Source organism: Bacillus sp. RK1064, from assembly GCF_051488405.1.
Lineage (GTDB): Bacteria > Bacillota > Bacilli > Bacillales > Bacillaceae > Bacillus.
On the sequence record NZ_JBPSCZ010000001.1, the window covers coordinates 2,245,383 to 2,270,385 of the forward strand.

The 25,003-nt window shown below is 42.9% G+C and carries 24 protein-coding genes, 2 tRNA genes and 3 rRNA genes; 1 reads left to right on the forward strand and 28 read right to left on the reverse strand.

Annotated elements, in window-relative coordinates:
- Window positions 1-87: 87 nt before the first annotated feature.
- The 5 genes from rsmA to metG all read right to left on the reverse strand — a co-directional run bounded on the left by rsmA (window position 88) and on the right by metG (window position 5,974).
- Complete coding sequence (gene rsmA, locus ACSSTM_RS11515) at window positions 88-966, reverse strand: 16S rRNA (adenine(1518)-N(6)/adenine(1519)-N(6))-dimethyltransferase RsmA (protein ID WP_095286199.1); 879 nt, start codon at window positions 964-966, stop codon at window positions 88-90.
- Window positions 959-1,519, reverse strand: coding sequence for a ribonuclease M5 (gene rnmV, locus ACSSTM_RS11520; protein WP_095286198.1), 561 nt, complete (start codon window positions 1,517-1,519; stop codon window positions 959-961). The genes rsmA and rnmV overlap by 8 nt, the downstream gene beginning before the upstream one ends.
- 160 nt (window positions 1,520-1,679) lie before the next feature.
- A complete protein-coding gene (locus ACSSTM_RS11525) occupies window positions 1,680-2,882 on the reverse strand; it encodes a G5 and 3D domain-containing protein (protein WP_106038597.1) in 1,203 nt (400 codons plus the stop codon).
- A gap of 244 nt (window positions 2,883-3,126) precedes the next feature.
- Entirely contained in the window at window positions 3,127-3,894 is a 768-nt protein-coding gene (locus ACSSTM_RS11530; protein ID WP_034665688.1) for a TatD family hydrolase, read from the reverse strand.
- Window positions 3,895-3,976: 82 nt separating this feature from the next.
- Window positions 3,977-5,974 carry a methionine--tRNA ligase gene (gene metG, locus ACSSTM_RS11535; RefSeq protein WP_420735206.1) on the reverse strand — a complete coding sequence of 666 codons (1,998 nt, stop codon included), beginning with the start codon at window positions 5,972-5,974 and terminating at the stop codon, window positions 3,977-3,979.
- Between the two features lie 520 nt (window positions 5,975-6,494).
- Between metG and ACSSTM_RS11540 the strand changes: the two genes are divergently transcribed.
- Window positions 6,495-6,785 (forward strand): AbrB/MazE/SpoVT family DNA-binding domain-containing protein, encoded by a 291-nt coding sequence (locus tag ACSSTM_RS11540; protein WP_087975202.1) that lies wholly within the window; start codon window positions 6,495-6,497, stop codon window positions 6,783-6,785.
- A 45-nt stretch (window positions 6,786-6,830) separates the two neighbouring features.
- On the opposite strand, the gene rsmI is transcribed toward ACSSTM_RS11540, so the two are convergent.
- The 23 genes from rsmI to dnaX form a co-directional block, all read right to left on the reverse strand.
- Window positions 6,831-7,709 (reverse strand): 16S rRNA (cytidine(1402)-2'-O)-methyltransferase, encoded by an 879-nt coding sequence (rsmI, locus tag ACSSTM_RS11545; RefSeq protein ID WP_034665683.1) that lies wholly within the window; start codon window positions 7,707-7,709, stop codon window positions 6,831-6,833.
- The gene (locus ACSSTM_RS11550; protein ID WP_003217970.1) at window positions 7,687-7,983 is read right to left on the reverse strand and encodes a GIY-YIG nuclease family protein; all 297 of its coding nucleotides are present in this window, start codon (window positions 7,981-7,983) and stop codon (window positions 7,687-7,689) included. The genes rsmI and ACSSTM_RS11550 overlap by 23 nt, the downstream gene beginning before the upstream one ends.
- Window positions 7,970-8,713, reverse strand: a complete 744-nt coding sequence (locus ACSSTM_RS11555) for a tRNA1(Val) (adenine(37)-N6)-methyltransferase (protein WP_034665680.1) — start codon at window positions 8,711-8,713, stop codon at window positions 7,970-7,972. Before ACSSTM_RS11555 ends, ACSSTM_RS11550 begins: the two co-directional genes overlap by 14 nt.
- 55 nt (window positions 8,714-8,768) lie before the next feature.
- Window positions 8,769-9,122, reverse strand: a complete 354-nt coding sequence (gene yabA / locus ACSSTM_RS11560; RefSeq protein ID WP_003217957.1) for a DNA replication initiation control protein YabA — start codon at window positions 9,120-9,122, stop codon at window positions 8,769-8,771.
- A 14-nt stretch (window positions 9,123-9,136) separates the two neighbouring features.
- A complete protein-coding gene (locus ACSSTM_RS11565) occupies window positions 9,137-9,964 on the reverse strand; it encodes a PSP1 domain-containing protein (RefSeq protein WP_012008643.1) in 828 nt (275 codons plus the stop codon).
- A 2-nt stretch (window positions 9,965-9,966) separates the two neighbouring features.
- A complete protein-coding gene (gene holB / locus ACSSTM_RS11570; protein WP_034665677.1) occupies window positions 9,967-10,956 on the reverse strand; it encodes a DNA polymerase III subunit delta' in 990 nt (329 codons plus the stop codon).
- Window positions 10,957-10,967: 11 nt separating this feature from the next.
- A complete protein-coding gene (locus tag ACSSTM_RS11575; protein ID WP_034665673.1) occupies window positions 10,968-11,408 on the reverse strand; it encodes a YaaR family protein in 441 nt (146 codons plus the stop codon).
- A 12-nt stretch (window positions 11,409-11,420) separates the two neighbouring features.
- Complete coding sequence (locus ACSSTM_RS11580) at window positions 11,421-11,750, reverse strand: cyclic-di-AMP receptor (protein WP_024425625.1); 330 nt, start codon at window positions 11,748-11,750, stop codon at window positions 11,421-11,423.
- Window positions 11,751-11,829: 79 nt separating this feature from the next.
- Entirely contained in the window at window positions 11,830-12,468 is a 639-nt protein-coding gene (gene tmk / locus ACSSTM_RS11585) for a dTMP kinase (protein ID WP_437404179.1), read from the reverse strand.
- Complete coding sequence (locus ACSSTM_RS11590; protein ID WP_095286195.1) at window positions 12,465-13,874, reverse strand: aminotransferase class I/II-fold pyridoxal phosphate-dependent enzyme; 1,410 nt, start codon at window positions 13,872-13,874, stop codon at window positions 12,465-12,467. Before ACSSTM_RS11590 ends, tmk begins: the two co-directional genes overlap by 4 nt.
- A 77-nt stretch (window positions 13,875-13,951) precedes the next feature.
- Window positions 13,952-15,010 carry a toxic anion resistance protein gene (locus ACSSTM_RS11595; protein WP_034665668.1) on the reverse strand — a complete coding sequence of 353 codons (1,059 nt, stop codon included), beginning with the start codon at window positions 15,008-15,010 and terminating at the stop codon, window positions 13,952-13,954.
- 19 nt (window positions 15,011-15,029) lie between these two features.
- Complete coding sequence (locus ACSSTM_RS11600; RefSeq protein ID WP_060595344.1) at window positions 15,030-15,644, reverse strand: 5-bromo-4-chloroindolyl phosphate hydrolysis family protein; 615 nt, start codon at window positions 15,642-15,644, stop codon at window positions 15,030-15,032.
- A 128-nt stretch (window positions 15,645-15,772) separates the two neighbouring features.
- Window positions 15,773-15,964 carry a sigma factor G inhibitor Gin gene (locus ACSSTM_RS11605; RefSeq protein ID WP_003217973.1) on the reverse strand — a complete coding sequence of 64 codons (192 nt, stop codon included), beginning with the start codon at window positions 15,962-15,964 and terminating at the stop codon, window positions 15,773-15,775.
- Between the two features lie 171 nt (window positions 15,965-16,135).
- Window positions 16,136-16,251 (reverse strand): 5S ribosomal RNA (gene rrf, locus ACSSTM_RS11610).
- 61 nt (window positions 16,252-16,312) lie between these two features.
- A 23S ribosomal RNA gene (locus tag ACSSTM_RS11615) occupies window positions 16,313-19,243 on the reverse strand.
- 98 nt (window positions 19,244-19,341) lie between these two features.
- Window positions 19,342-19,417, reverse strand: a tRNA-Ala gene (locus ACSSTM_RS11620).
- A 14-nt stretch (window positions 19,418-19,431) separates the two neighbouring features.
- Window positions 19,432-19,508 (reverse strand) — tRNA-Ile (locus ACSSTM_RS11625).
- A gap of 95 nt (window positions 19,509-19,603) precedes the next feature.
- Window positions 19,604-21,152 (reverse strand): 16S ribosomal RNA (locus tag ACSSTM_RS11630).
- The 16S, 23S and 5S rRNA genes sit together here with 2 tRNA genes alongside, the layout of an rRNA operon.
- Before the next feature lie 276 nt (window positions 21,153-21,428).
- Window positions 21,429-21,692, reverse strand: coding sequence for a pro-sigmaK processing inhibitor BofA family protein (locus ACSSTM_RS11635; RefSeq protein WP_008342006.1), 264 nt, complete (start codon window positions 21,690-21,692; stop codon window positions 21,429-21,431).
- Window positions 21,693-21,758: 66 nt separating this feature from the next.
- Complete coding sequence (locus ACSSTM_RS11640; RefSeq protein ID WP_003218088.1) at window positions 21,759-21,983, reverse strand: YaaL family protein; 225 nt, start codon at window positions 21,981-21,983, stop codon at window positions 21,759-21,761.
- 18 nt (window positions 21,984-22,001) lie between these two features.
- Window positions 22,002-22,598, reverse strand: coding sequence for a recombination protein RecR (gene recR / locus ACSSTM_RS11645; RefSeq protein ID WP_003218094.1), 597 nt, complete (start codon window positions 22,596-22,598; stop codon window positions 22,002-22,004).
- A gap of 15 nt (window positions 22,599-22,613) precedes the next feature.
- Window positions 22,614-22,937 (reverse strand): YbaB/EbfC family nucleoid-associated protein, encoded by a 324-nt coding sequence (locus ACSSTM_RS11650; RefSeq protein ID WP_008342011.1) that lies wholly within the window; start codon window positions 22,935-22,937, stop codon window positions 22,614-22,616.
- A gap of 26 nt (window positions 22,938-22,963) precedes the next feature.
- Window positions 22,964-24,676 (reverse strand): DNA polymerase III subunit gamma/tau, encoded by a 1,713-nt coding sequence (dnaX, locus tag ACSSTM_RS11655; RefSeq protein ID WP_034666087.1) that lies wholly within the window; start codon window positions 24,674-24,676, stop codon window positions 22,964-22,966.
- Between the last annotated feature and the right edge of the window lie 327 nt (window positions 24,677-25,003).

A 25,003-nucleotide genomic window follows, 5' to 3' on the forward strand; every position in this document is an offset into this window, starting at 1 on the left:
CTAAAATATGTTCTTCTTTCATGTGTGCTGTTCTTTCTAGCCTATGCCCGAACGAACAAAGTGGTGAAAAACAAAAGAAAAAAGCCCTTAAGACAGGGCTTTTTGTAAAACGTTCGACAAACGGGCAAATTCCTCAATGGATAATGACTCGCCGCGGCGCTTTCCATCAATGTCTGCTGTTTGAAGTGCTTCTTCGATGATGGCTTTATGTTTTTTTCCATCAGGTAAATTGTTCATGAGATTATTCATCAATGTTTTTCGGCGCTGACCAAAGCTCGCACGGATCAATTGAAAGAAAAACACATCATTTTCTACTGAGACAGCAGGCGTTTCACGAACGGTTAGTTTAATCACAGCCGAATCCACATTAGGCTGTGGAACAAAAACAGTTTTAGGCACAACCATTACTGTTTTCGCTTCCGTATAGTATTGAACTGCGATAGACAGCGAATTGTATTCCTTTGATGAAGGGACTGCTGCCATACGATCTGCTACTTCTTTTTGCAGCATGACCACAATCCCTTTCAATGGAAGGTTTTCTTCAAGCAGCTTCATAATAATCGGTGTCGTCACGTAATATGGAAGGTTGGCGACAACCATCACTTCTTTACAGTCAGCAAAATTTTCCTCAATGACCTTCCTCACATCCGCCTTTAATACGTCTTGATGAATGATCGTGACATTATCATATGGAGAAAGCGTATCGTTTAAAATGGGCAATAAACGCTGATCGATTTCAAAAGCAGTGACTTTCTTTGCACGCTTAGCGAGCTGCTCGGTCAATGCACCGATACCAGGCCCAATCTCAATCACGCCGGTCTCATCCGTCACCTCTGCGTGATCGACAATACGATCGAGTATATTTGTATCAATTAAAAAGTTCTGCCCTAAGCTCTTTTTAAAAGAGAAACCGTATTTCTTCAGTATTTCCTTCGTTCTGATGGGTGTCGCAATATCTTTATTCATCGGCTTCCTCCTGCATGACGGTCTTTAAGGCCGCAATAAAATCATGTTTGGTTATTTGGAACATGTGAAGGCGCTTTTGCAGCTGCTTCGCATTGGTATATCCTATATTTAAAAGCACACCTAGTCGTTCGCGGCGGCGTTTCGACGATTCGCCTCCGATAAGGCCTGCGTCAAATAAGTCATCTAATGTAATGTCACTTTCCGATTCTTCCATTTCCTCATGGACATGGGCTAGGCATTCTCGAATACTGTCCAAGGAAGCATGCTCGACGCCAATTCCTTTGTCCCGCTTCGCCTTCGCAAGATGTTTTGGCAAAAATGCGTGCTTACAGCCAGGAACCGCTTCTGCGATGGTTTTCCGGATCTTCTCTCCAGGGAAATCAGGATCAGTTAAAATAATGACCCCTCTCGTCTCCTGAGCAAGACGCACTTGTTGAATAACTGTATCACCAATAGCTGATCCGTTTGTTTCGATCGTATCTGCATCAACTGCCATCTTCACTCTCGCAGTGTCATCACGACCTTCCACCACAATGATTTCTTTGATTTTCATGTATTCCTCCGCTTGCAAAAACAATAAACAATTTTTGGTTAAAAAATGAAACCTTTCATGCTGTTTTTGCGTCTAATTAATTAGAAAACAGTGCTTCTATTATAACCAAAAAAACAGAGGGTGCGCAAAGCCCTCTGTTCATATAAATGATTGGATGTGTTTATTTGAGTACTCTAATTTTCACTCGTTTATTTCCCCATTGATAAGCTGCCGACTTATTTGGGACGAACACATCGATTTTATTCCCTTTTATAGCAGATCCAGTGTCTGATGCAACGGCATATCCATAGCCTTCCACATACACTTTAGAGCCTAGCGGAATGACACTCGGATCTACTGCTATAACCTTTGCACCCGGATTTGCTTTTAAATCAAAGCCTGTTGACGTTCTGCCAGTACATCCAGCACAGCTCGCTGTGTAGGCTGTCGACGCCACATAAAATTCTTTTCCAGACGATTCATTGCTTCTTGAAACGGCAGGTGTCGCTTTAGGCTCTTTATTGGACACTTGTGTACCAATAGCCACTAAACGATCCTTGCTATCTTTTTCAGTCACTTCTTTAATCAATTCTTTAGACACCACTTTGCCGTTTTCTTTCACAATGGCATAGTGCTTCTTCAATTTACCTTCTTCACCTTTTTTAAGCACCTTCTCTTTTCCTTTTTCAAGAGAACGATCCTTTTTATGTTTGGTATCAAAAGCAATTTTCTCTTCCACTACATCGGTGACTTTTTCCACCCGAGTGATCTGGATATCTGCGCTTTTTTTAGAAATATGACTATGTAACGCAGGCTTGATCTTATCGTGCTTCTTGAGCCTCAGCTCTTGTTGCTTTAAAAAGTCAGCGACCGTAGTCGAAGTGGTCCACACCTTTTTATCTTTTCCTCCATCATTTACGCTGACCTGGAAGGCCTGCTGAACCACAAGATTCATATCCTTTTTAATCTTGTCATTCTTTCCTGGAGTTACTTGATCGTGCTTCCCAATATCTATCTTCTCATTCTTCAATAATGCTCCAACCGTCTGATCTGTTGTCCATATCGTTTTCTCTTTCCCATCTAGGGTCAGATGAACCGGTATAGCCGCATCATACACAATGTTCATGTTGTCTTCAATTTTTGTATTTAGACTTGGAGAGATATGATCCTCCGCCCTGGTCTTTATTCCAAGGTCTGAAAGCAGCTGTGCTACTGTCTCTTCATGTGTACGAATTGTCTTCTCTTTACCATTGATTGAAATGGTAATAGACTGCTTAGTGAGCTCATGCGCACCGTAAGCCGTCCCAGTTCCAGCTAAAAGCAAGCAAACAACTAGTAATAAAACCTTGCCTTTTCCTAGCTTAACAGAAAACAGATTTTTCATTTTTTGTACGATGAAAAACGCCTCCTTCTCCTCGGAGAGATTATATAGAGTATCTCAAAACCTGTCAACCCTTCCTCCCACTGTACAAAAATGCTCGATTGTAACCCTATTATGGGAGATTGATGGAAGGAAGGGAAGAAAGACTTATCGACAACTTATCCTATGAGGAGGCGCAAACGTGTAGAACATTTTCGTTATGTTTCACAATTGGACAAGCTTAAACAAGGATTGACATCATATACTGTCAGTTTATACCGAAAACTTTTTTCGCATTTTTTGTGGTCAATTCAGCAAGCTCTTCAAAGCTTGTTTCTCGTAACTCCGCGATCTGTTCTGCGATATATTTCACATAACTTGGCTCGTTACGTTTCCCTCTAAATGGCGCTGGCGTTAAGTAAGGGCAGTCTGTTTCAATTAAAAGCCGGTCACTTGGTATGTCCTTGACAACTTCCTTCGGTTTTTTGGCATTTTTAAATGTCACGGGTCCACCGAATGAAATATAAAAGTTCATATCCATACACGCTTTTGCGATTTCTAGGCTGCCCGTAAAGCAATGCATAATCCCTCCAACATCAGCCGCTCCCTCTTCCTTTAAGATCGTCACGACATCTTCCGTTGCGTCACGATTATGAATAATGATTGGAAGATTCACTTCCTTCGCAAGAGCAATTTGACGTCTAAAGACTTCCTTTTGTACATCTTTTGGCGACTTGTCCCAATAGTAATCCAGACCCATTTCTCCAATCGCAACGACTTTTTCATGTTGAGATAATTCTTTGATCCACAGCAAATCCTCATCTGTCATATCAATGGCATCGACTGGGTGCCAGCCAATGGCTGCATAGATGAAATCATACTCTTCAATTAATTCCATTGCTCTCGTAATTGTCGGGCGGTCAAACCCTACCACCACGATTTTTTCGACTTTTTCACTTTTCGCTCTTTCGATCACCTGCTCTAAGTCTTCATTATATTGTTCAGCATTTAAATGGGCATGTGTATCAAATAACATCGTTGATTGCTCCTTTCGATAATTCTTCTAAAAAACAAAAGGTGTTCGACGAAATGTTACACGTGGAACACCTTTTGTTGATTTATAAAATTTTTGTTCCATTTGCTAGAGATCGGTCTACTTCAAGAACCTGCAATTTCCCATCAGTTTCTCCAGTTAAAATCATTCCCTGGGAAATTTCCCCTCTGAGTTTGACTGGTGTCAGATTCGCTACGCAAACGAGCTTTTTCCCTACTAATTCCTCAGGTTGATAATGCTTGGCAATCCCTGAAACAATTTGTCTTTTTTCAAATCCAAAATCAAGCTGAAGCTTTAAGAGACGATCCGCTTTTTTCACTGGGGCTGCTTCCAGTACCTGTGCTACTCGAAGATCAACTTTTGAGAAATCATCAAATGCAATTTCTGCTCCAAGCTCAGGTAATTCCGTTTCTTCTATTTCTACTTTCTCTTCTTCCTTTGGTGCACTTCCCTGCATTTTCTCTTTAATATACGCTACTTCTTCTTCAACCTCTAAACGAGGGAACAAAGGCTCTCCTTTTTGTACCGTCGCTTGTTGAATGGCACCAAAAGATAGAATGCTATCCCTGCTTTTAAGCTTCTCTTCTTCAATGCCAAGCTGGAAGAAGATTTTCTCAGGTGTTTTCGTTAGGAATGGCGTTAAGAGAACCGCTGTGATGCGCAGTGATTCTGCTAAATGATACATGACAGAATGCAGCTCTTTTCGTTTTGTTTCATCCTTTGCCAGCACCCATGGAGCTGTCTGGTCAATATATTTATTGGTTCTGCTGATTAATGTCCAAACATTTGAAAGAGCCACCGAGAATTCAAGGTTTTCCATCGCTTCTTCATAGGCTTTGACTGTTTGCTCAGCTACCGCTTTAAGTTCCTCATCAAACTCATTAACTGGACCCTTATAGCTGCTTAATGTACCGTCAAAATATTTTTGTACCATCGCAACTGTACGGTTAAGCAAGTTACCTAAATCATTGGCAAGGTCGTAGTTTACACGTTCCACGAATCCTTCTGGTGTAAACACACCATCCGCACCAAATGGTACTTCACGAAGGAGGTAATAACGAAGGGCATCAAGGCCATAGCGATCAATTAATGTGACGGGATCTACTACGTTCCCTTTTGATTTAGACATCTTACCATCTTTCATCAGCAGCCAGCCGTGTGCGAAAATTTGTTTCGGCAGCGGCAGATCTAGTGCCATCAGCATAATTGGCCAATAAATCGTATGGAAGCGTACAATTTCTTTCCCTACGAGATGCACGTTAGCAGGCCAATATTTTTTATATTTTTCATCCTGATCAGTTCCGTAGCCAATCGCAGTTAAATAGTTGAATAACGCATCAATCCATACATAGATGACGTGTTTTGGATTGTTAGGAACTTTAATTCCCCAATCAAAGGTTGTTCTTGATACAGCCAAATCCTCTAAACCGGGTTTAATGAAGTTATTGATCATTTCATTCTTTCTTGATTCAGGCTGAATGAACGTTGGATTCTTTTCGTAATAGTCTAGTAAACGATCCGCGTACTTACTCATACGGAAGAAATATGATTCCTCTTTAATTAATTCGACAGGATGTCCGCTGTCAGGGCTCTTCCCGCCAATGACTTCTCCTTTTTCATTCCGCTCAACATCCACAAGCTGTGTTTCCGTATAGAATGTCTCATCAGGAATACTGTACCAGCCTTCATATTGATCTAAATAAATATCACCTTGATCAAGCAGCTTTTGAAACACTTGCTCAATGATTTTCGTATGTCTTTTTTCTGTTGTACGGATGAAATCATCATTCGAAATGTCGAGTTTCTTCCATAATGATTGAATGTCTGCTACGACCGGATCTAAATACTCGATCGGTGTAATATTTTGTTCTTCAGCTTTTTGCTGAATTTTTTGTCCGTGCTCATCTGTACCCGTTAAATACATCACATCATAGCCTTGAAGACGTTTATAACGAGCCATAGCATCCCCTGCTACTGTCGTATAAGCATGTCCAATATGTAATTTTCCGCTCGGATAGTAAATAGGTGTTGTCAGATAAAACGTTTTTTTCTTTTCCGGCATGTCGGAACCTCCTGCGTGTGTGTAAATGTCAAAAACTCCCGCCCAATGGACGAGAGCGGTTATCATCATTACATGAAAATGTGTTAGATCAATTCATTAAATTTTGCACTTGTGCTTTCTCTATGATACCATCTTAGCCTTTAAGATCAAGCATATATACATAGAACAAGATGAAATGATCGAAAAAGATGAGTTTTTCGAAAAAAACGACAAACCTGTCGTCATTTTGTCGAATATTGTCGTATGAAATATATCTCCAGATTTACAATTGTCTAATTTAGGGCAAAAGTCTTGTTAATCTGAACTCGTCATTTCTCATATTTTCATAGAAAAAAGCCACAAAACCCTTATAAATCAGTAGTTTCAAGGTCTTTTGACTTTAAGAGTCATATTTTACAAACAATAGTAAACAAAATGATTGACGATTTATGGAAACCTTGTTATGCTATGAATGTAAGGAATTTGTCGAATAATGACGAAGATAATATTATATTAAGAATAAGAACTCTTTGGGAGGAGAATGAAGATGAAATCTACAGGTATTGTACGTAAAGTTGACGAATTAGGGCGCGTGGTGATTCCAATCGAACTTCGCCGTACTCTAGGAATCGCTGAAAAAGACGCTTTGGAAATTTATGTTGATGATGAAAAAATTATCCTAAAAAAATATAAACCAAACATGACTTGCCAAGTTACAGGTGAAGTATCAGACGATAACCTTAAACTTGCTAATGGTAAATTAGTTCTTAGCCGTGAAGGTGCAGAGCAAATCATTAACGAAATCCAAAACCAACTTCAATCACAAAAATAAGTTTGATATAAAAAAGGTTCTTGCACCGTTTGCAAGAACCTTTCTTTATTGTCCAATATGATAAGCATCGTATATGGTGCGCTTTGGTACACCACGTTCGACGGCTGTACGTTTAATGGCTTCCTTCGACGTTAATCCTTCTTCTATGTAATGGATCACGTGTTCCTTTTCAGATAAGGACTTCCACCAGACATCTTCATTTAACTCTTCTTCATCTTGATCATTACCTTGTACGACAAGACAGAATTCACCCCGGATTTGATGTTCTGCGGCCCATGTCAGCACAGACTCTAAATCTCCACGAATAAACTCTTCAAATTTTTTCGTTAGTTCTCTCGTAATGGCGATATTCCGGTTGCCCCACACTTCCTTCATCAAAGTCAGCGTTTCTTTTAATCGATGGGGCGCTTCATAGAAAATGATTGTTTCTTGACGCTTCTTCAAAGCTTCGAGCTGTTTTTTCTTTTCCTTTTTTTGTCGGTCAAGAAAACCATAAAAGAAAAATGGCTGAGGTGTAATCCCTGATGCAATGAGTGCTGTAAGTGCAGCATTTGCTCCAGGTAACGGAACGACATAGCCGCCGATATTAGTAAAGTCTCGAACCACTTCAGCACCTGGATCTGAGATCGTCGGTAAACCAGCATCGCTCACGAGTGCGATGTTTTTTCCTTCTTTTAACCATTCGATTAACTTGTGGCCGCTGCTGTCTTTGTTATGCTCATGATAACTCGTTAATGGCGTATCAATTTCATAGACATGACAAAGTTTTTTCGTTTGTCTTGTATCTTCTGCGGCAATATAGTCTACATCTTTTAATGTTTGTATGGCTCGAAACGTCATATCTTCTAAATTGCCAATTGGGGTTGGGACGAGATACAGAATGCCCATATCTGATTGACCATCAAAGCTTTTCTGTGTTTTCATGTGCCGCCTCCTTTTCTATTCGCATTTCTTCTATATAAAGGTCTTTCTTTTTCCGCGTCCACGTTTTAAAACGATATTCTTGCTGCATGGCTTCTCTTTTGGTTGCAAAACATTCATGATAATACAGCTCAACCGGCCGTCTCGCTCTTGTATACTTTGCTCCCTTTCCACTATTGTGGGTCGTCAGTCTTTTTTGCAAATCATTTGTATAACCTGCATACAGGCTGCCATCTGCACATTTCAATACATAGAAGTAATGATTATGCTTCTCCATACAGTATCGTCCTGATTTCTTCTGTATACTCTTGATCATCTCCATAAACAAAAAGAGGCGGGAGAATTTTCAGATCTGGTTTTCCATCTTTTATACCCTCTACTAAGATGGTATTGGCATCTTTCCCCTGTTTGGGATAAACAAATTGAATTCGTTTTGGCTCAATTCGGTACTTCTTCATCAATTCCACAATCTCAAGCAGCCGACCCGGCCGATGAACCATCGCCAGTTTACCCCCTTGCTTCAGCAGCGTGGAAGAAACGCGAATGACATCTTCTAATGTACAATGGATTTCATGCCGAGCAATTGCCAAGTATTCATTTTCATTGATTTCTTCCTTAGAAGGTGTCTTAAAATATGGCGGATTACATGTGATGACATCTACTTTGTGGTTGCCGTAGCGTGCTGGCATATCATTCAAATCACCATGAATCAATTTAATTTGCTTTTCAAGTTGATTATACGCCACACTTCTTTTTGCCATATCAAACAGCCGTTCTTGAATTTCGACCCCAGTAATGGAGGCCTTAGATCGAGTCGAAAGCAGCAATGGCACAATGCCATTTCCCGTACAAAGATCAATGATCTCTCCTTTTTGGATTGGCACATACGCAAATTTCGCTAATAATACTGCGTCCAATGAAAAGGCGAAAACCGTTTTACTTTGAATAATCTTCATATCTTCGGCGAGCAAGTAATCTAATCGTTCATCTTCTCTTAACGAAACCATGATGTATCCTTTCTTTTCCTGTGAAAAAGGCTTCCGATTCAGCGGAAGCCTTTTCTCATTTTTTATTTAAAAATGACAGACAGAACAAACAGTCTCCCTCTTTACGAATGCTCCCATAATGTACATTACAAATATGGAAGCCCTCCTGATATAACCGAGCCAGGTTATCATGACCTTCTCCTATATCAGAATGACCTGGCTTCTGAGCAGAATCATTCTCTGTCTCAGACGATTTGTCCCGATCAGACTGATCCAGACGTTCACGCAAGTGCTGATTCTCCATCTGCAGCTGATGATTTTCTTCAATCACTTCACCGATATGATTTTTCAAATCACCTAACTGGCGATAAAGAGAACCGATTTGTTCTTCTAAATTGATCACCGTATCAAATAGTTCCTTTTTATCCAAGGTGGCACACCTCGTTACTCAGTTGTTTGTGCAGATACAACGCCTTCTTGTAATAATTCTTCCCAAGTATATTCTATCACTTTTTCTTGCCCGGTTAATTCAACTTGCAAAATTCGTTCTAAAATGTTGAGCCCTACTACCTTTGCAGAGCCACTAGATGTCTGAATCGTTTCACCGATATCGGGCAATTGTTCTTTCGCTGTTTCATACTCATCATTCTCATATTTCAAGCAGCACATCAAACGGCCGCAAAGCCCTGAAATTTTTGTAGGATTTAGCGACAGGTTTTGATCTTTTGCCATCTTAATGGATACTGGTTCAAAGTCTCCTAAGAATGTCGAACAGCAAAGCATTCGCCCGCAAGGACCTATGCCACCCAGCATTTTTGCCTCGTCTCTTACACCAATCTGGCGAAGTTCAATTCTCGTCTTGAAAATTGAAGCAAGATCTTTCACTAGCTCGCGGAAATCTACTCTGCCATCCGCTGTGAAGTAGAAGATGACCTTGTTTCGGTCAAATGTAAATTCAACATCGACCAGCTTCATTTCTAGCCCGTGTTCACTTACCTTCTGAAGACATGTATCAAAGGCTGTCATCGCTGCTTCTTTGTTTTCCTCAACGATGAGCCGGTCTCGTTCGTCTGCTACACGAATCACCTTACGCAGAGGAAGAACGACATCGTGTTCATCTACTTTTTTATTAGCGATGACCACTTGTCCGTACTCAACTCCTCTGACCGTCTCTACAATGACACAACTATCATTTTCTATATGAAATCCATTAGGATCGAAATAATAGATTTTGCCCGCTTTTTTAAAACGAACACCAATTACGTTGTACAAACTTATCCCTCCTGCAACATCAACACCAATTGCTCCATCAGCCCTTGGGCATTCACGTTGGATTGAAGTCTCTTTTTCGCTTCTAATACAGCAAGGATCTGGTTCGTCACCATCTGCTGTGTGGAATGCAGCGCGTGCTGCTTCATTGTCTGGAATAAGTCTTGATAAATGACTTTATCTTCATTTCCTATTTGAATCGACAATACATCACGATATATATATAAAAGCATATCCAGACCTGTTTCTTGAAGGTCTTTCTCTTTGAAAAAAGGCATCCATTGATCCTGTATATAAAAAAATGCATGTTCTTTTCGCTGGTGTAAGACTTCATACAATTTTATCACTTTCGCTCTAGACTCTGCAAACTGATCATTTCGACTTAATTCGAGTGCTTCTGCTAAATTATTGGTTAAATTCGACAAAAGCCTTGCAAGATGCTGAGATACGCCTTCTTGTAATAGCTGCTGCTCCAAGGATTGCGGCTGCAGCGGCTGAAAGCTAAGCATCTGACATCTTGAAATAATCGTATCCAGCATTTTATGCGATTGCTCAGTGATTAAAATTGCCATCGTTTCCCGGTTAGGCTCCTCTAGGAACTTCAATAAACTGTTCGCGGCATTGACCGTCATTTTGTCCGCATGAAGAATGATATACATTTTTCGGTGAGATTCCACACCTGCTTTTGTAAATTCCTCTTGCAATGCCTGCACTTGCGCTTTCTTAATCGATTGACCATCAGGCTGCACGAGATGTAAATCGGGATGGTTTCCTGACTCAATCCTTTTGCAGTTTTGGCAGGATTCACATGGTTTCACTCCTGCTTTCAAGCAAAAAAAGCTCTTAGCCAAAAGCATCGCAGCATCCAGCTTTCCCGTCCCCTTTTTTCCTTCAAATAAGTAGGCATGCGCAAGTCGGTCTTTATCAATACTATTAAAAATCAGCCGCATGACGCGCGGCTGCAAATCATTCATGTCATCCCAGCTAATTGCCATGTTATCACTCTCTATGTGTAAAGGTTAATCAATAAACCTTTTATTTCTCCAATACGTTCAAGCAAATCAATAGAAGGTTTCTCTTGGTCCATCATATCCTCTGTTAATTCAATCAGCTTTTCATCTAATGCTTTGACTAAAGCGAGTGTACGCGTGTTGCCATAAATGTCAAAGCTCCTTGATGTTTCTATATTGAATCCATTATCGACTGTCTCTTTTACAAAGCGCTTCACAAGCCCTTTAAACCTAGCCAAGTCCTTTAGGTTTCGTGACTTTGTCAGCTTTTTACCGAACACTTCGATATCACTCAGCATGACCGTCAGCTGCTCTAAGCGCATTTTGCCGCTTTGCGTCTCCATCGATGCTTTAAAGGAGGCAGATGTTTGGCTTCCTTTAATGCCTTGGAGTTCACGCTTTTCTAAAAGCAGCCGCATATCTTGATTAATTTTCACAGCAACCCATCCTTAGAATTGATGAAATTGTTCAACTGGCAGAATAAAGACAGTAGCTCCACCAACTTCAACCTCAACAGGGTATGGTACATATGAATCTGCGTTACCACCCATTGGAGATACAGGTGCAATCATTTGATCACGTTTGCGGCAATTTTCTTTTATAAGCTGTAATGCTTTATCCACTCGGACATCATCACAACCAATGATAAAAGTCGTATTCCCAGACTTTAAAAACCCACCAGTTGAAGCTAATTTTGTCACGCCGAAATGATGTTCAGTCAATATTTTCAACAACTTGCTGCTATCTTGGTCCTGTACAACGGCAACAATTAATTTCATTTGATTGGCCTCCTTTGTTTTAGGCACAGGTGACATGCCGATGTCTTCCTCTATATTATAACAACGATTGGGAATGAGGTCATATTTGATTTTTCTTTAATGTGTCCTGAATCACCCGAAGTACTTCTTCATAGACAACCTGTATCGGCTGAGACGCATCTACTACACGGAATCGTTCTGGCGATTGCGCAATAAGCAGTTCATATCCTTCTCTGACCAACTGGTGGAAATTCAGCGTCTCCATGTCTAATCTGTTTTTTTCTCTTCCTTGATTGGCGTGAATTCGTTTTAACCCTTCTTCAGGTGTAATGGAAAAATAAATGGTCATTTGCGGCATCGTACCATCAATAGCAAAGTCGTTAATTGATCTGACTTGGTCAATTCCAAGCCCTCTCGCATAGCCTTGATAAGCGAGAGAGCTATCAACAAAACGATCACATAAGACTGTGTCTCCGCGCTGCAATGCCGGTTCTACCTTTTCAGCCAAATGCTGCCTTCTCGCTGCTGCATACAGCAATGCCTCTGTTTTCGCATCCATTTTCGTGTTTTTTTCATTTAAAATGACTTCACGAATCTGCTCAGCAATCTCAATGCCTCCCGGCTCACGTGTCGCCATGACTGCGTATCCTTGACGTTCCATTTCTTCGTACACTTTTCGAATCACTGTCGTTTTTCCGGCGCCCTCTGGCCCTTCAAACGTAATAAACATACCGCTCATAGTGTCTCCTCTTCTATATAAACATATAATTTTCTCTGATGAATGACCTGACTTGCTTGAACATGAACCTGATGTCCAAGCAAACGGCTTAACGCCTCAATTTGATCTATCTCAATACGCTCTCCCTTAATCATCAAAGGAATACCAGGCGGATAGGGAATAATTGATTCTGCACTCATCCGGCCTGCTGCATGTTCAAATGGGACAGCCTCTATGTCTTGATTTTGCTCATCAGTCTCAATAGATAACGTCTCATTTTGGATATGTTTTTTTCCTTTGAGCAATGAATCACTTTGCTTAAGAGCCTGCTCGATCCGCTTGAAAGGAACGTCCTTCCTCTGTTCTAAGCTAAGAATAAGTAAAACCTGATGTTCGTCCGCAAGCTCTGGATGAACATCCACTGATTCAAGCACCCGTTTTAGTTCGTAACCAGTCAGTCCTTTTGTTGATCGAATGACGCATTTTAATGGATCGGAAAGCAGCGAGTCAGGCTCAACCACTTCAAGATGAGTCAGACGGTTGAACTGATCTTTCAGCTCTGTCAGTTCTTTCATGATTACATGCAATGTCCCTTTTCCTTTGATCTCCTCGACATAAGCTCTCGCCACATCTAATGAGGCCATAATTGGATAAGACGGCGAACTGCTTTGAAGCATCGTGAGCAATGTTTTCAATCGCTTCGCATCGATTCGGTCCCCTTGAAGATGAAGATAGGAACCCATCGTCATTGCCGGAAGGGTTTTATGTGCTGATTGTACCACCACGTCCGCTCCATAGGAAAGAGCAGATGGAGGAAATGCGCCGCCTAATACAAAATGCGCGCCATGAGCCTCATCAACCAGAACAACCACATCTGCTTCATGACACATGTGAATCAGCTTTGATAAATCAGCTGCATGTCCATAGTAGTTCGGATAAGTCAAAACGATTGCTCGGCAATTAGGATGTCTTGCTATGGCTTTTCTGACTGTATCATCCGTCACATGTGTTGGAACATGCAAGTGTGGGTCTATCTCAGCGTCTACCAGAATAGGCGTTGCCCCTGCAAGCTCGATCGCATGGAAGACAGACTTATGGCAATTACGCTGGACAAAAATCTCGTCTCCCGTGCGGCATGCCGCCATCACCATCGCCAAATTTCCGACTGTTGTGCCATTTACAAGGAAAAAGCTTTGATCTGAACCATATAGCTTAGTCAATAAATTTTCTGCCTCTTGAATCACACCAGTCGGGTGATGGAGGTCATCTAGACCTTCAAGCTCCGTCACATCCAGCTGAAGGATTGAAGCATAGTGGGACCGTGCCTCATCAAAAAAGACATCTCCATTGTGATGTCCTGGAACGTGAAAAGAATAAGGCTTCTTTTCCGCATGCTGTGCTAATGCTGTATATAAAGGTGTTCTCAATCAAATCGACCCTTCTCACTTTAACGATATCTTAAGTCTATTATAACGTTCAAACAAGTGAACCGAAAGATGGTTTCTCATTCCTTTATTGGATTCGCCAGCTGCTGCTCTGCCTCATACATACTGCTTTTCAATTGAGCTCGCTCTTGGCTTCCATGCTCTTTCACCTGTAACGTTTCCTGTAATGTTTCAGCTAATTGACGTTGGACCTTTTTCAACGTATCTATAGGAGCAAAAGATGCCTCTTCAAGAAGCTGTTCCTGTTGCTTCGATACCTTTTCATATGTTTTTTGGATTCGGTTCTCAAGAGCTGAATTGGCCCGTTGCTGAATATGCGTTAACGCAATCGACATTTGGTTGATCCATAGAGGAATAGACGCAGAAACAGTTGATTGAATATGATTGGCCAATGTATGATTCGTATGCTGGATCATCCGAATTTGTGCATTACATTGCAATGCAATTTGCCGGCTTAACAGCAAATCATACTTTCGTTCCTTTAGTCTCTCCACATACTCTTCTTCATTGACTTCTTGACTCATCAATTGCTCCTCTATTGTCCGGTCAACAGAAAGTTGCGTTTCTGAAATAGGCCGCTGCTCTAACGTTGTCATTTTCGCTTCAACTGCTGCGACCTGCAGCGTCATCTCTTGAAAATAAGTTTGATTTTCTTCAAATAAACGCTCTAATAACATATGATCCGAGATTAATACGCCTCTTGCATAACGAAGCCTTGCTGACAATCTCTCGATCTGTGATTTTGCATGTTGAAAACGCGATATGATCTCCTGAGTAGATCGTTTATCCCGTTGAAACCATTTTAAAAAAAAGCCTTGTTTCTTTGGCAGTAAATCCTCAGGCTCCACTACATGCAGCTGCTGCAAAAAGGTATCAAGCACGTCTCCTATTTGATCGATATCTTTTTTCTCAACATATTTCATCATCTGTTGTGATTGTTCCAATAGTCGTTCCTGCACACGTGTACCATAGAAAAGCAGTTTTTGCGGATTGTCAGGGATCTGCTTAGCACGCTGCACGGCTTCTTTTTTCTCCTCATCAGATAAGGTATCAAACACCCGAAACTGAAGATCTGTAGTGGAGGCAGGTGATGGTGTGGCGTGATCTTCCGGTTTCATCGAGTTTGACTCCTTTCATCTATTTCTTCATCATTTTATCTGCTACTTCAAGCTCAATATGAAGAGCTTCTATGTCTCTTCCTAAAACTTGCTGCAAATCATTGGTCAATTGCTTTTGCAGCTCTGTCAATGTCACTCGGGTTTGGCTCAATGTCATTTCCAGCTCATGACTACGATTAGGCTGATTATACAATAGTGCATATTTCTCAGTTAGTTCAACGACAGAATCCAAGCTTTCGAAATAAAAACGCTGTGCATCATAAAATCGATTTGGCTCTTTTTTTGTTATTGTATAGATTCGTCGTGCAAGCCGAAGAACTTCATAATTATGTTTGATCGTTTGTACGTTTTTCACAGCAAATAAAGCTTTTTTTAAACGCACAAGTTTTTGCCCTGCTTCTTTTAAATGCTGTTTGATATATACATAATCACTACGAGACAGTCCGTTTTTCTTTAAAAACAATTGGAAAGCAGCCCATCTGCCCCCTGCAAACATCACACCCCACCCAATCATCGCATACAGTATCGATAATCCAGCATGATGATGGAAAACCCCTATACTGACGGTTAAAATCACAACCGAAAAAAAAGTAGAGAGGATGGCCCATATAAATGTATAAAAGATTGATTTCATGTTCATCGACTCCTATGAATAATCAGGCTCTCTGTTTATCTTATTATGAATTACGGATGATGTCCAAACTAAGTTCCAAAAAACAAGACCAATCCTTTATAGCTCATAAAAAAAGACCATCTAGTGGTCTATGAATACAAAGGCGGCGTATGAAGATTTTTAAGCTTTCTCACATAATCGGAATAGCTAGGATCCGAGGTCGATGTAGAAATTAACTTTCGCTCACAGTCTCGGCACAAAAACTGATGATATAAATAAATTCCCTTTGTCTTTTTCTCTTCACAAATCAAACAAATCGCTTCTCGCTCTTTTTTGCTCATTGTGACACCTCCACTTATAGCTTCAGTATGCCCTAGCGCTTTCAATTGTATACAAAATTAAGAATGTTTTAGATGGTAGTTTAGTATATGTATCCATGTCAGATCGGGTGTTTGTTCCTTTTCTTAAAAAACAAAAAAGACCAGTTCCGTATGGAACTGATCCTTAGAAAAGCTTGGCGGCGTCCTACTCTCACAGGGGGAGACCCCCAACTACCATCGGCGCTGAAGAGCTTAACTTCCGTGTTCGGTATGGGAACGGGTGTGACCTCTTCGCTATCGCCACCAAACCTGATGGAGAGAATGTTCTCTCAAAACTAGATAACAATGTTCATGCTTCACATTAGAATATAGGTTAAGTCCTCGATCTATTAGTATCTGTCAGCTCCACGTGTCACCACGCTTCCACCTCAGACCTATCAACCTGATCATCTTTCAGGGATCTTACTTCCTTGCGGAATGGGAAATCTCATCTTGAGGGGGGCTTCATGCTTAGATGCTTTCAGCACTTATCCCGTCCGCACATAGCTACCCAGCGATGCCCTTGGCAGAACAACTGGTACACCAGCGGTGCGTCCATCCCGGTCCTCTCGTACTAAGGACAGCTCCTCTCAAATTTCCTGCGCCCGCGACGGATAGGGACCGAACTGTCTCACGACGTTCTGAACCCAGCTCGCGTACCGCTTTAATGGGCGAACAGCCCAACCCTTGGGACCGACTACAGCCCCAGGATGCGATGAGCCGACATCGAGGTGCCAAACCTCCCCGTCGATGTGGACTCTTGGGGGAGATAAGCCTGTTATCCCCGGGGTAGCTTTTATCCGTTGAGCGATGGCCCTTCCATGCGGAACCACCGGATCACTAAGCCCGACTTTCGTCCCTGCTCGACTTGTAGGTCTCGCAGTCAAGCTCCCTTGTGCCTTTACACTCTGCGAATGATTTCCAACCATTCTGAGGGAACCTTTGGGCGCCTCCGTTACATTTTAGGAGGCGACCGCCCCAGTCAAACTGCCCACCTGACACTGTCTCCCTGCCCGATAAGGGCAGCGGGTTAGAAGGTCAATACAGCCAGGGTAGTATCCCACCGATGCCTCCACCGAAGCTAGCGCTCCGGTTTCCAAGGCTCCTACCTATCCTGTACAAGCTGTACCAACATTCAATATCAGGCTGCAGTAAAGCTCCACGGGGTCTTTCCGTCCTGTCGCGGGTAACCTGCATCTTCACAGGTACTATAATTTCACCGAGTCTCTCGTTGAGACAGTGCCCAGATCGTTGCGCCTTTCGTGCGGGTCGGAACTTACCCGACAAGGAATTTCGCTACCTTAGGACCGTTATAGTTACGGCCGCCGTTTACTGGGGCTTCAATTCGCACCTTCGCTTACGCTAAGCGCTCCTCTTAACCTTCCAGCACCGGGCAGGCGTCAGCCCCTATACTTCGCCTTACGGCTTCGCAGAGACCTGTGTTTTTGCTAAACAGTCGCCTGGGCCTATTCACTGCGGCTTCTCGGGGCTTTAACACCCTAAGAAGCACCCCTTCTCCCGAAGTTACGGGGTCATTTTGCCGAGTTCCTTAACGAGAGTTCTCTCGATCACCTTAGGATTCTCTCCTCGCCTACCTGTGTCGGTTTGCGGTACGGGCACCTCTCACCTCGCTAGAGGCTTTTCTTGGCAGTGTGGAATCAGGAACTTCGCTACTAAATTTCGCTCGCCATCACAGCTCAGCCTTTACGGGAAACGGATTTGCCTATTTCCCAGCCTAACTGCTTGGACGCGGATATCCAATACCGCGCTTACCCTATCCTCCTGCGTCCCCCCATTGCTCAAATGGTGAGGAGGTGGTACAGGAATATCAACCTGTTGTCCATCGCCTACGCCTTTCGGCCTCGGCTTAGGTCCCGACTAACCCTGAGCGGACGAGCCTTCCTCAGGAAACCTTAGGCATTCGGTGGACGGGATTCTCACCCGTCTTTCGCTACTCATACCGGCATTCTCACTTCTAAGCGCTCCACCAGTCCTTCCGGTCTGACTTCACAGCACTTAGAACGCTCTCCTACCACTGTTCGTAAGAACAGTCCGCAGCTTCGGTGATACGTTTAGCCCCGGTACATTTTCGGCGCAGAGTCACTCGACCAGTGAGCTATTACGCACTCTTTAAATGGTGGCTGCTTCTAAGCCAACATCCTGGTTGTCTAAGCAACTCCACATCCTTTTCCACTTAACGTATACTTTGGGACCTTAGCTGGCGGTCTGGGCTGTTTCCCTTTCGACTACGGATCTTATCACTCGCAGTCTGACTCCCAAGGATAAGTCATCGGCATTCGGAGTTTGACTGAATTCGGTAACCCGGTAGGGGCCCCTAGTCCAATCAGTGCTCTACCTCCGAGACTCTTACCTTGAGGCTAGCCCTAAAGCTATTTCGGAGAGAACCAGCTATCTCCAGGTTCGATTGGCATTTCACCCCTACCCACACCTCATCCCCGCACTTTTCAACGTGCGTGGGTTCGGGCCTCCATTCAGTGTTACCTGAACTTCACCCTGGACATGGGTAGATCACCTGGTTTCGGGTCTACGACCACGTACTCATGCGCCCTATTCAGACTCGCTTTCGCTGCGGCTCCGCATCTTCTGCTTAACCTTGCACGGGATCGTAACTCGCCGGTTCATTCTACAAAAGGCACGCCATCACCCATTAACGGGCTCTGACTACTTGTAGGCACACGGTTTCAGGATCTATTTCACTCCCCTTCCGGGGTGCTTTTCACCTTTCCCTCACGGTACTGGTTCACTATCGGTCACTAGGGAGTATTTAGCCTTGGGAGATGGTCCTCCCGGATTCCGACGGAATTTCACGTGTTCCGCCGTACTCAGGATCCACTCTGGAGAGAACAACATTTCAGTTACAGGGCTGTTACCTTCTTTGGCGGGCCTTTCCAGACCTCTTCGCTTATATCATTCCTTTGTAACTCCGTATAGAGTGTCCTACAACCCCAAGAGGCAAGCCTCTTGGTTTGGGCTGTTCCCGTTTCGCTCGCCGCTACTCAGGGAATCGCATTTGCTTTCTCTTCCTCCGGGTACTTAGATGTTTCAGTTCCCCGGGTATGCCTTCTCATACTCTATGTATTCAAGTATGGATACTACTCCATTACGAGCAGTGGGTTTCCCCATTCGGAAATCTCCGGATCAAAGCTTGCTTACAGCTCCCCGAAGCATATCGGTGTTCGTCCCGTCCTTCATCGGCTCCTAGTGCCAAGGCATCCACCGTGCGCCCTTTCTAACTTAACCATTTCTTACTTTAGAAAGAATCACTATGTGTGATGAACTTTGCATTGCATTCAATGTGAATGTATTACTTATTGTTATCTAGTTTTCAAAGAACACGTTGGTGGAGCCTAGCGGGATCGAACCGCTGACCTCCTGCGTGCAAGGCAGGCGCTCTCCCAGCTGAGCTAAGGCCCCGATTTAATAGAAGATGGTGGGCCTGAGTGGACTCGAACCACCGACCTCACGCTTATCAGGCGTGCGCTCTAACCAGCTGAGCTACAGGCCCATCTTTCATATCGAAGATATGATATTGTAGGATCTTTTGCAAGTTCCTTCAAAACTAAACAAGACGAAAACGCACACTGCTCCATATATCCTTAGAAAGGAGGTGATCCAGCCGCACCTTCCGATACGGCTACCTTGTTACGACTTCACCCCAATCATCTGCCCCACCTTCGGCGGCTGGCTCCATAAAGGTTACCTCACCGACTTCGGGTGTTGCAAACTCTCGTGGTGTGACGGGCGGTGTGTACAAGGCCCGGGAACGTATTCACCGCGGCATGCTGATCCGCGATTACTAGCGATTCCAGCTTCACGCAGTCGAGTTGCAGACTGCGATCCGAACTGAGAACAGATTTATGGGATTGGCTAAACCTTGCGGTCTCGCAGCCCTTTGTTCTGTCCATTGTAGCACGTGTGTAGCCCAGGTCATAAGGGGCATGATGATTTGACGTCATCCCCACCTTCCTCCGGTTTGTCACCGGCAGTCACCTTAGAGTGCCCAACTAAATGCTGGCAACTAAGATCAAGGGTTGCGCTCGTTGCGGGACTTAACCCAACATCTCACGACACGAGCTGACGACAACCATGCACCACCTGTCACTCTGTCCCCGAAGGGAAAGCCCTATCTCTAGGGTTGTCAGAGGATGTCAAGACCTGGTAAGGTTCTTCGCGTTGCTTCGAATTAAACCACATGCTCCACCGCTTGTGCGGGCCCCCGTCAATTCCTTTGAGTTTCAGTCTTGCGACCGTACTCCCCAGGCGGAGTGCTTAATGCGTTAGCTGCAGCACTAAGGGGCGGAAACCCCCTAACACTTAGCACTCATCGTTTACGGCGTGGACTACCAGGGTATCTAATCCTGTTCGCTCCCCACGCTTTCGCTCCTCAGCGTCAGTTACAGACCAGAGAGTCGCCTTCGCCACTGGTGTTCCTCCACATCTCTACGCATTTCACCGCTACACGTGGAATTCCACTCTCCTCTTCTGCACTCAAGTTTCCCAGTTTCCAATGACCCTCCCCGGTTGAGCCGGGGGCTTTCACATCAGACTTAAGAAACCGCCTGCGAGCCCTTTACGCCCAATAATTCCGGACAACGCTTGCCACCTACGTATTACCGCGGCTGCTGGCACGTAGTTAGCCGTGGCTTTCTGGTTAGGTACCGTCAAGGTGCGAGCAGTTACTCTCGCACTTGTTCTTCCCTAACAACAGAGCTTTACGATCCGAAAACCTTCATCACTCACGCGGCGTTGCTCCGTCAGACTTTCGTCCATTGCGGAAGATTCCCTACTGCTGCCTCCCGTAGGAGTCTGGGCCGTGTCTCAGTCCCAGTGTGGCCGATCACCCTCTCAGGTCGGCTACGCATCGTCGCCTTGGTGAGCCATTACCCCACCAACTAGCTAATGCGCCGCGGGTCCATCTGTAAGTGACAGCCGAAACCGTCTTTCATCCTTGAACCATGCGGTTCAAGGAACTATCCGGTATTAGCTCCGGTTTCCCGGAGTTATCCCAGTCTTACAGGCAGGTTACCCACGTGTTACTCACCCGTCCGCCGCTAACATCCGGGAGCAAGCTCCCTTCTGTCCGCTCGACTTGCATGTATTAGGCACGCCGCCAGCGTTCGTCCTGAGCCAGGATCAAACTCTCCGAAAAAGTACAAAACCGAAGTTTTGTTTTTCGTCAGCGTTTGACTGACTACCTATGATGTTTCATAGGATTTTTTTATAAAAACTCGAATTAACAGGTACGTTTTGTCTTGTTTAGTTTTCAAAGAACTTGTTTACCGCTTCAGAAGCGACCAGAACATCATACCACATTTAAATTGTTAATGTCAACAATTTTTTTGTTATAATGTTTTTTCGTTTCTTCGTCATCAGCGACGTATATTAATTTACCACCATACAGGATCAAAGTCAACAATATTTCTCATTAAATAATAAATTTTTCAATTACGACTAAAGCTGCTACGCCTGGGATGCCCAATAAACCACTGATTCCACTCGTTACAGGGTTAATAGAGACATGTAATCCTAGACTCTCTCCAAATAGATTGAGGCAAAATAAAAAAAGAGCACCTGCCACAAACTTTACTCCGATCAGCCCTAACCATTTGAAGGGGTTCGCTTGAACACCTGACATAAACAACAATAGTACAGCTAGCAAAATTGACCCGATCACAATAACAGGTTCCATAATCCTCTCATCTCCTCTTCATATGAATAGTACAAGCATATGAGAGGACTATGTAAAATAGACCTGCTATCTCCAGTTGTTTAAACGTAAATTCCTTTTTTTCGCTTCTCTTAGATAGAAAAAGTACTTCGCTTGAGCAAGCTTTAATTCGAATAGAATGTCCGGTGAAGGCTCAACGCTATTTGCGACAAGCTTTTTTTGTCTGTTCCATTCTTCCTTTTGCTTAAAAAGCTGTTGAATTAATTTCTCATCGAATTCTTTTCGAATTGATTTTCTGCGAAGAAAACCCATGTACCGTACTTCTCCTTCCTACATCTCACGTCTGCCTTCTAGAGCTTTAGACAGTGTGACTTCATCCGCATACTCTAAGTCTCCACCTACTGGAAGTCCGTGAGCAATGCGAGAGAGTTTAATTCCTGATGGTTTCAACAGTCTAGAGATATACATGGCTGTAGCCTCTCCTTCAATGTTTGGATTGGTTGCAAGGATCACCTCTGTCACTTGATCGTCTTGCAATCTTTTTAACAGGTCAGGAATTTTAATATCCTCTGGGCCAATTCCGTCCATCGGTGAAATGGCACCATGAAGCACATGGTATAAGCCGTTGTATTCTTTCATCTTTTCCATTGCGATCACATCTTTTGGGTCTTGCACTACACAGATAACAGATTGATCTCTTCTTGTATCTTCACAAATATAGCAAGGATCTTGGTCTGTGATATGGCCGCATACCGAACAATAAGTTAAATTACGCTTTGCATTAACAAGCGCTTTCGCGAAATCTAGTACGACATCTTCCTGCATACTAAGAACAAAAAAAGCCAGACGAACCGCAGTTTTCGGTCCGATTCCTGGCAATTTCATAAAGCTGTCAATCAGCTTTGATATTGGTTCAGGATATTGCATCTTCAGTTATTCCTCCTAGAATAAACCTGGCATGTTCATTCCTTTTGTGAATTGACCCATTGTTTCATTCGTTAACTCATCGACTTTTTTCAATGCGTCGTTTGTTGCTGCAAGTACAAGATCTTGAAGCATATCGATATCTTCTGGATCAACAACTTCTTCATTGATTGCTACATCAACAACTTCTTTTTGTCCATTTACTTTTACAGTGACCATACCGCCACCCGCTGTACCTTCAAGGACTTTTTCAGCAAGCTCTTCTTGAGCCTTAGCCATATCCTTTTGCATTTTTTGCATTTGTTTCATCATTTTTTGCATATTTCCCATTCCACCGCGCATATGAAAACCACTCTCTTTCATTTTTATTAATCTTTAATTTCAATTAAATCGTTTCCTACTAACTTCTTTGCTTCTGCAATCAATGGATCCTCTTCAGCAGAAGTCCCCTGACCATCTGCCTGTTCATCCGGCTGATGATCTCTTAAAAATTCTTCTCTTATTTTACCCCATTGAGCGTCAGGAACGCCAACTAATTCCACTCTTTTTCCTAACATAGACTCTAATAGCTGCTCAAGGTTGGTTCGAACACCGCTTTTATCTTCGGCAACCATTTTACAGTGTATTTCAAACTTGAATTTTAAAACAAAGGCATGAGAAGCAGCAGCAACTGGTTCACTATCCGTTAATAGTGCAGCGTGAGACACCTTATTCTGCTGTTTCAAGTGGGCAAGGAGTTCTCCCCATTTGCCTTTAATTTTTTCTAACTCTGGACGTTTTGCTTCTTTTAGAATCTCGTGAATTCGGCCGACAGGTGCACGGTATCCATTTTTGTTACTCGTTTGTGGTCGAGGTGCTTCCTTTTTTTCTTGAGGATGATGAGAATGAGACATTGGCACACCCTCAGCTCTTATCCTCGATAGCTCCTGTTCCAACCTGTCTATTTTATCCGTTAGCGCCGTTAAATCAGCGTTAGCATGAGCTTGTGTTATTCCAGCCGTTGATTGACATAGCTTGACAACAGCTACCTCAAAGAAAATCCTTGGATGATTCGTCCATTTCATTTCTTGGTGGCTTTTATTCAGCACTTCAATTGTTTCATATAGAAATTGAGGTGTCACACGATCCGAAAGCGTCACGAAATTTTCATCGACCTTTACCTTTTCAAGGACCCCCTCCAGATCCGGTGCCGTTTTATAAAGCAGCATATCTCTAAAGTAAAAGATCATGTCCTCTATTAATTTAGCAGCATCTTTCCCCTGCTGAAGTAATTCATTTAAGGTATCTAACGCTACAGCAATATTTTGATCAAAAATTGCTTCGGCTAGCTGACTAATGAAATGCTGAGAAACAGCTCCTGTAATGAGCAGCGCATCATCAATTGTCAGCTGCTCACCACTAAATGAGATCGCTTGATCTAAGAGGCTTAGTGCATCACGCATACCGCCATCTGCTGCACTAGCGATAATCTCGAGCGAGCCCTCTTGTACATTTAGGCTTTCTGCATCTACAATTTTCTTCATTCTTCCAACAATATCTTTTGTCGTGATTCGTTTAAAATCAAATCTCTGACAACGGGATATGATGGTAAGAGGAATCTTATGAGGCTCTGTGGTAGCCAAAATAAAGATACAATGAGCAGGCGGCTCCTCTAACGTTTTAAGGAGGGCATTAAAAGCCCCGATAGAGAGCATATGTACTTCATCTATAATATAAACCTTATATGTAACCGCCGAAGGAGCAAATTTCACTTTATCACGTATATCACGGATTTCATCAACCCCGTTGTTTGAGGCAGCATCTATTTCAATCACGTCTGAAATCGAGCCGTTTGTAATCCCTTTACAGGCATCACATTCATTACAAGGTTCACTCACAGGTGACTTTTCACAGTTCACTGCCTTCGCAAAGATTTTGGCAGCACTTGTTTTACCTGTCCCTCTAGGACCTGAAAATAAGTAAGCATGAGAAAACTTCTTCTGCAAAAGGGCATTTTGCAACGTTTTTGTGATGTGTTCTTGTCCAACAACATCCTCAAAAACTTGAGGTCTGAACACTCGATATAAAGCTTGATAACTCACAAATACGCCCTCCTCCATTTATCATCATTTTCATTATACATGATGCACCGATCAATTCAAAAGCACACCTTTATTTTCTAATAAGCGAAAATGATGATTTCAACTATAGATTTTCTACTTTTTATGAATCAAAAACGTGTTTTCTAGATTTTCGAATTGTTCTGCAACACCATGGAGAACTTTTGTTCCTATTGTGATTAATGAAAAAACAAAAAGACTCTAAAAAGGTTTTTTGCCTATTTGTATAAACAAAGCAGCTGAGCTATTCTTTAAACAGCAACAAAAAACTCACCTAGATTAACTAGATGAGTTACATTTAATATTGAT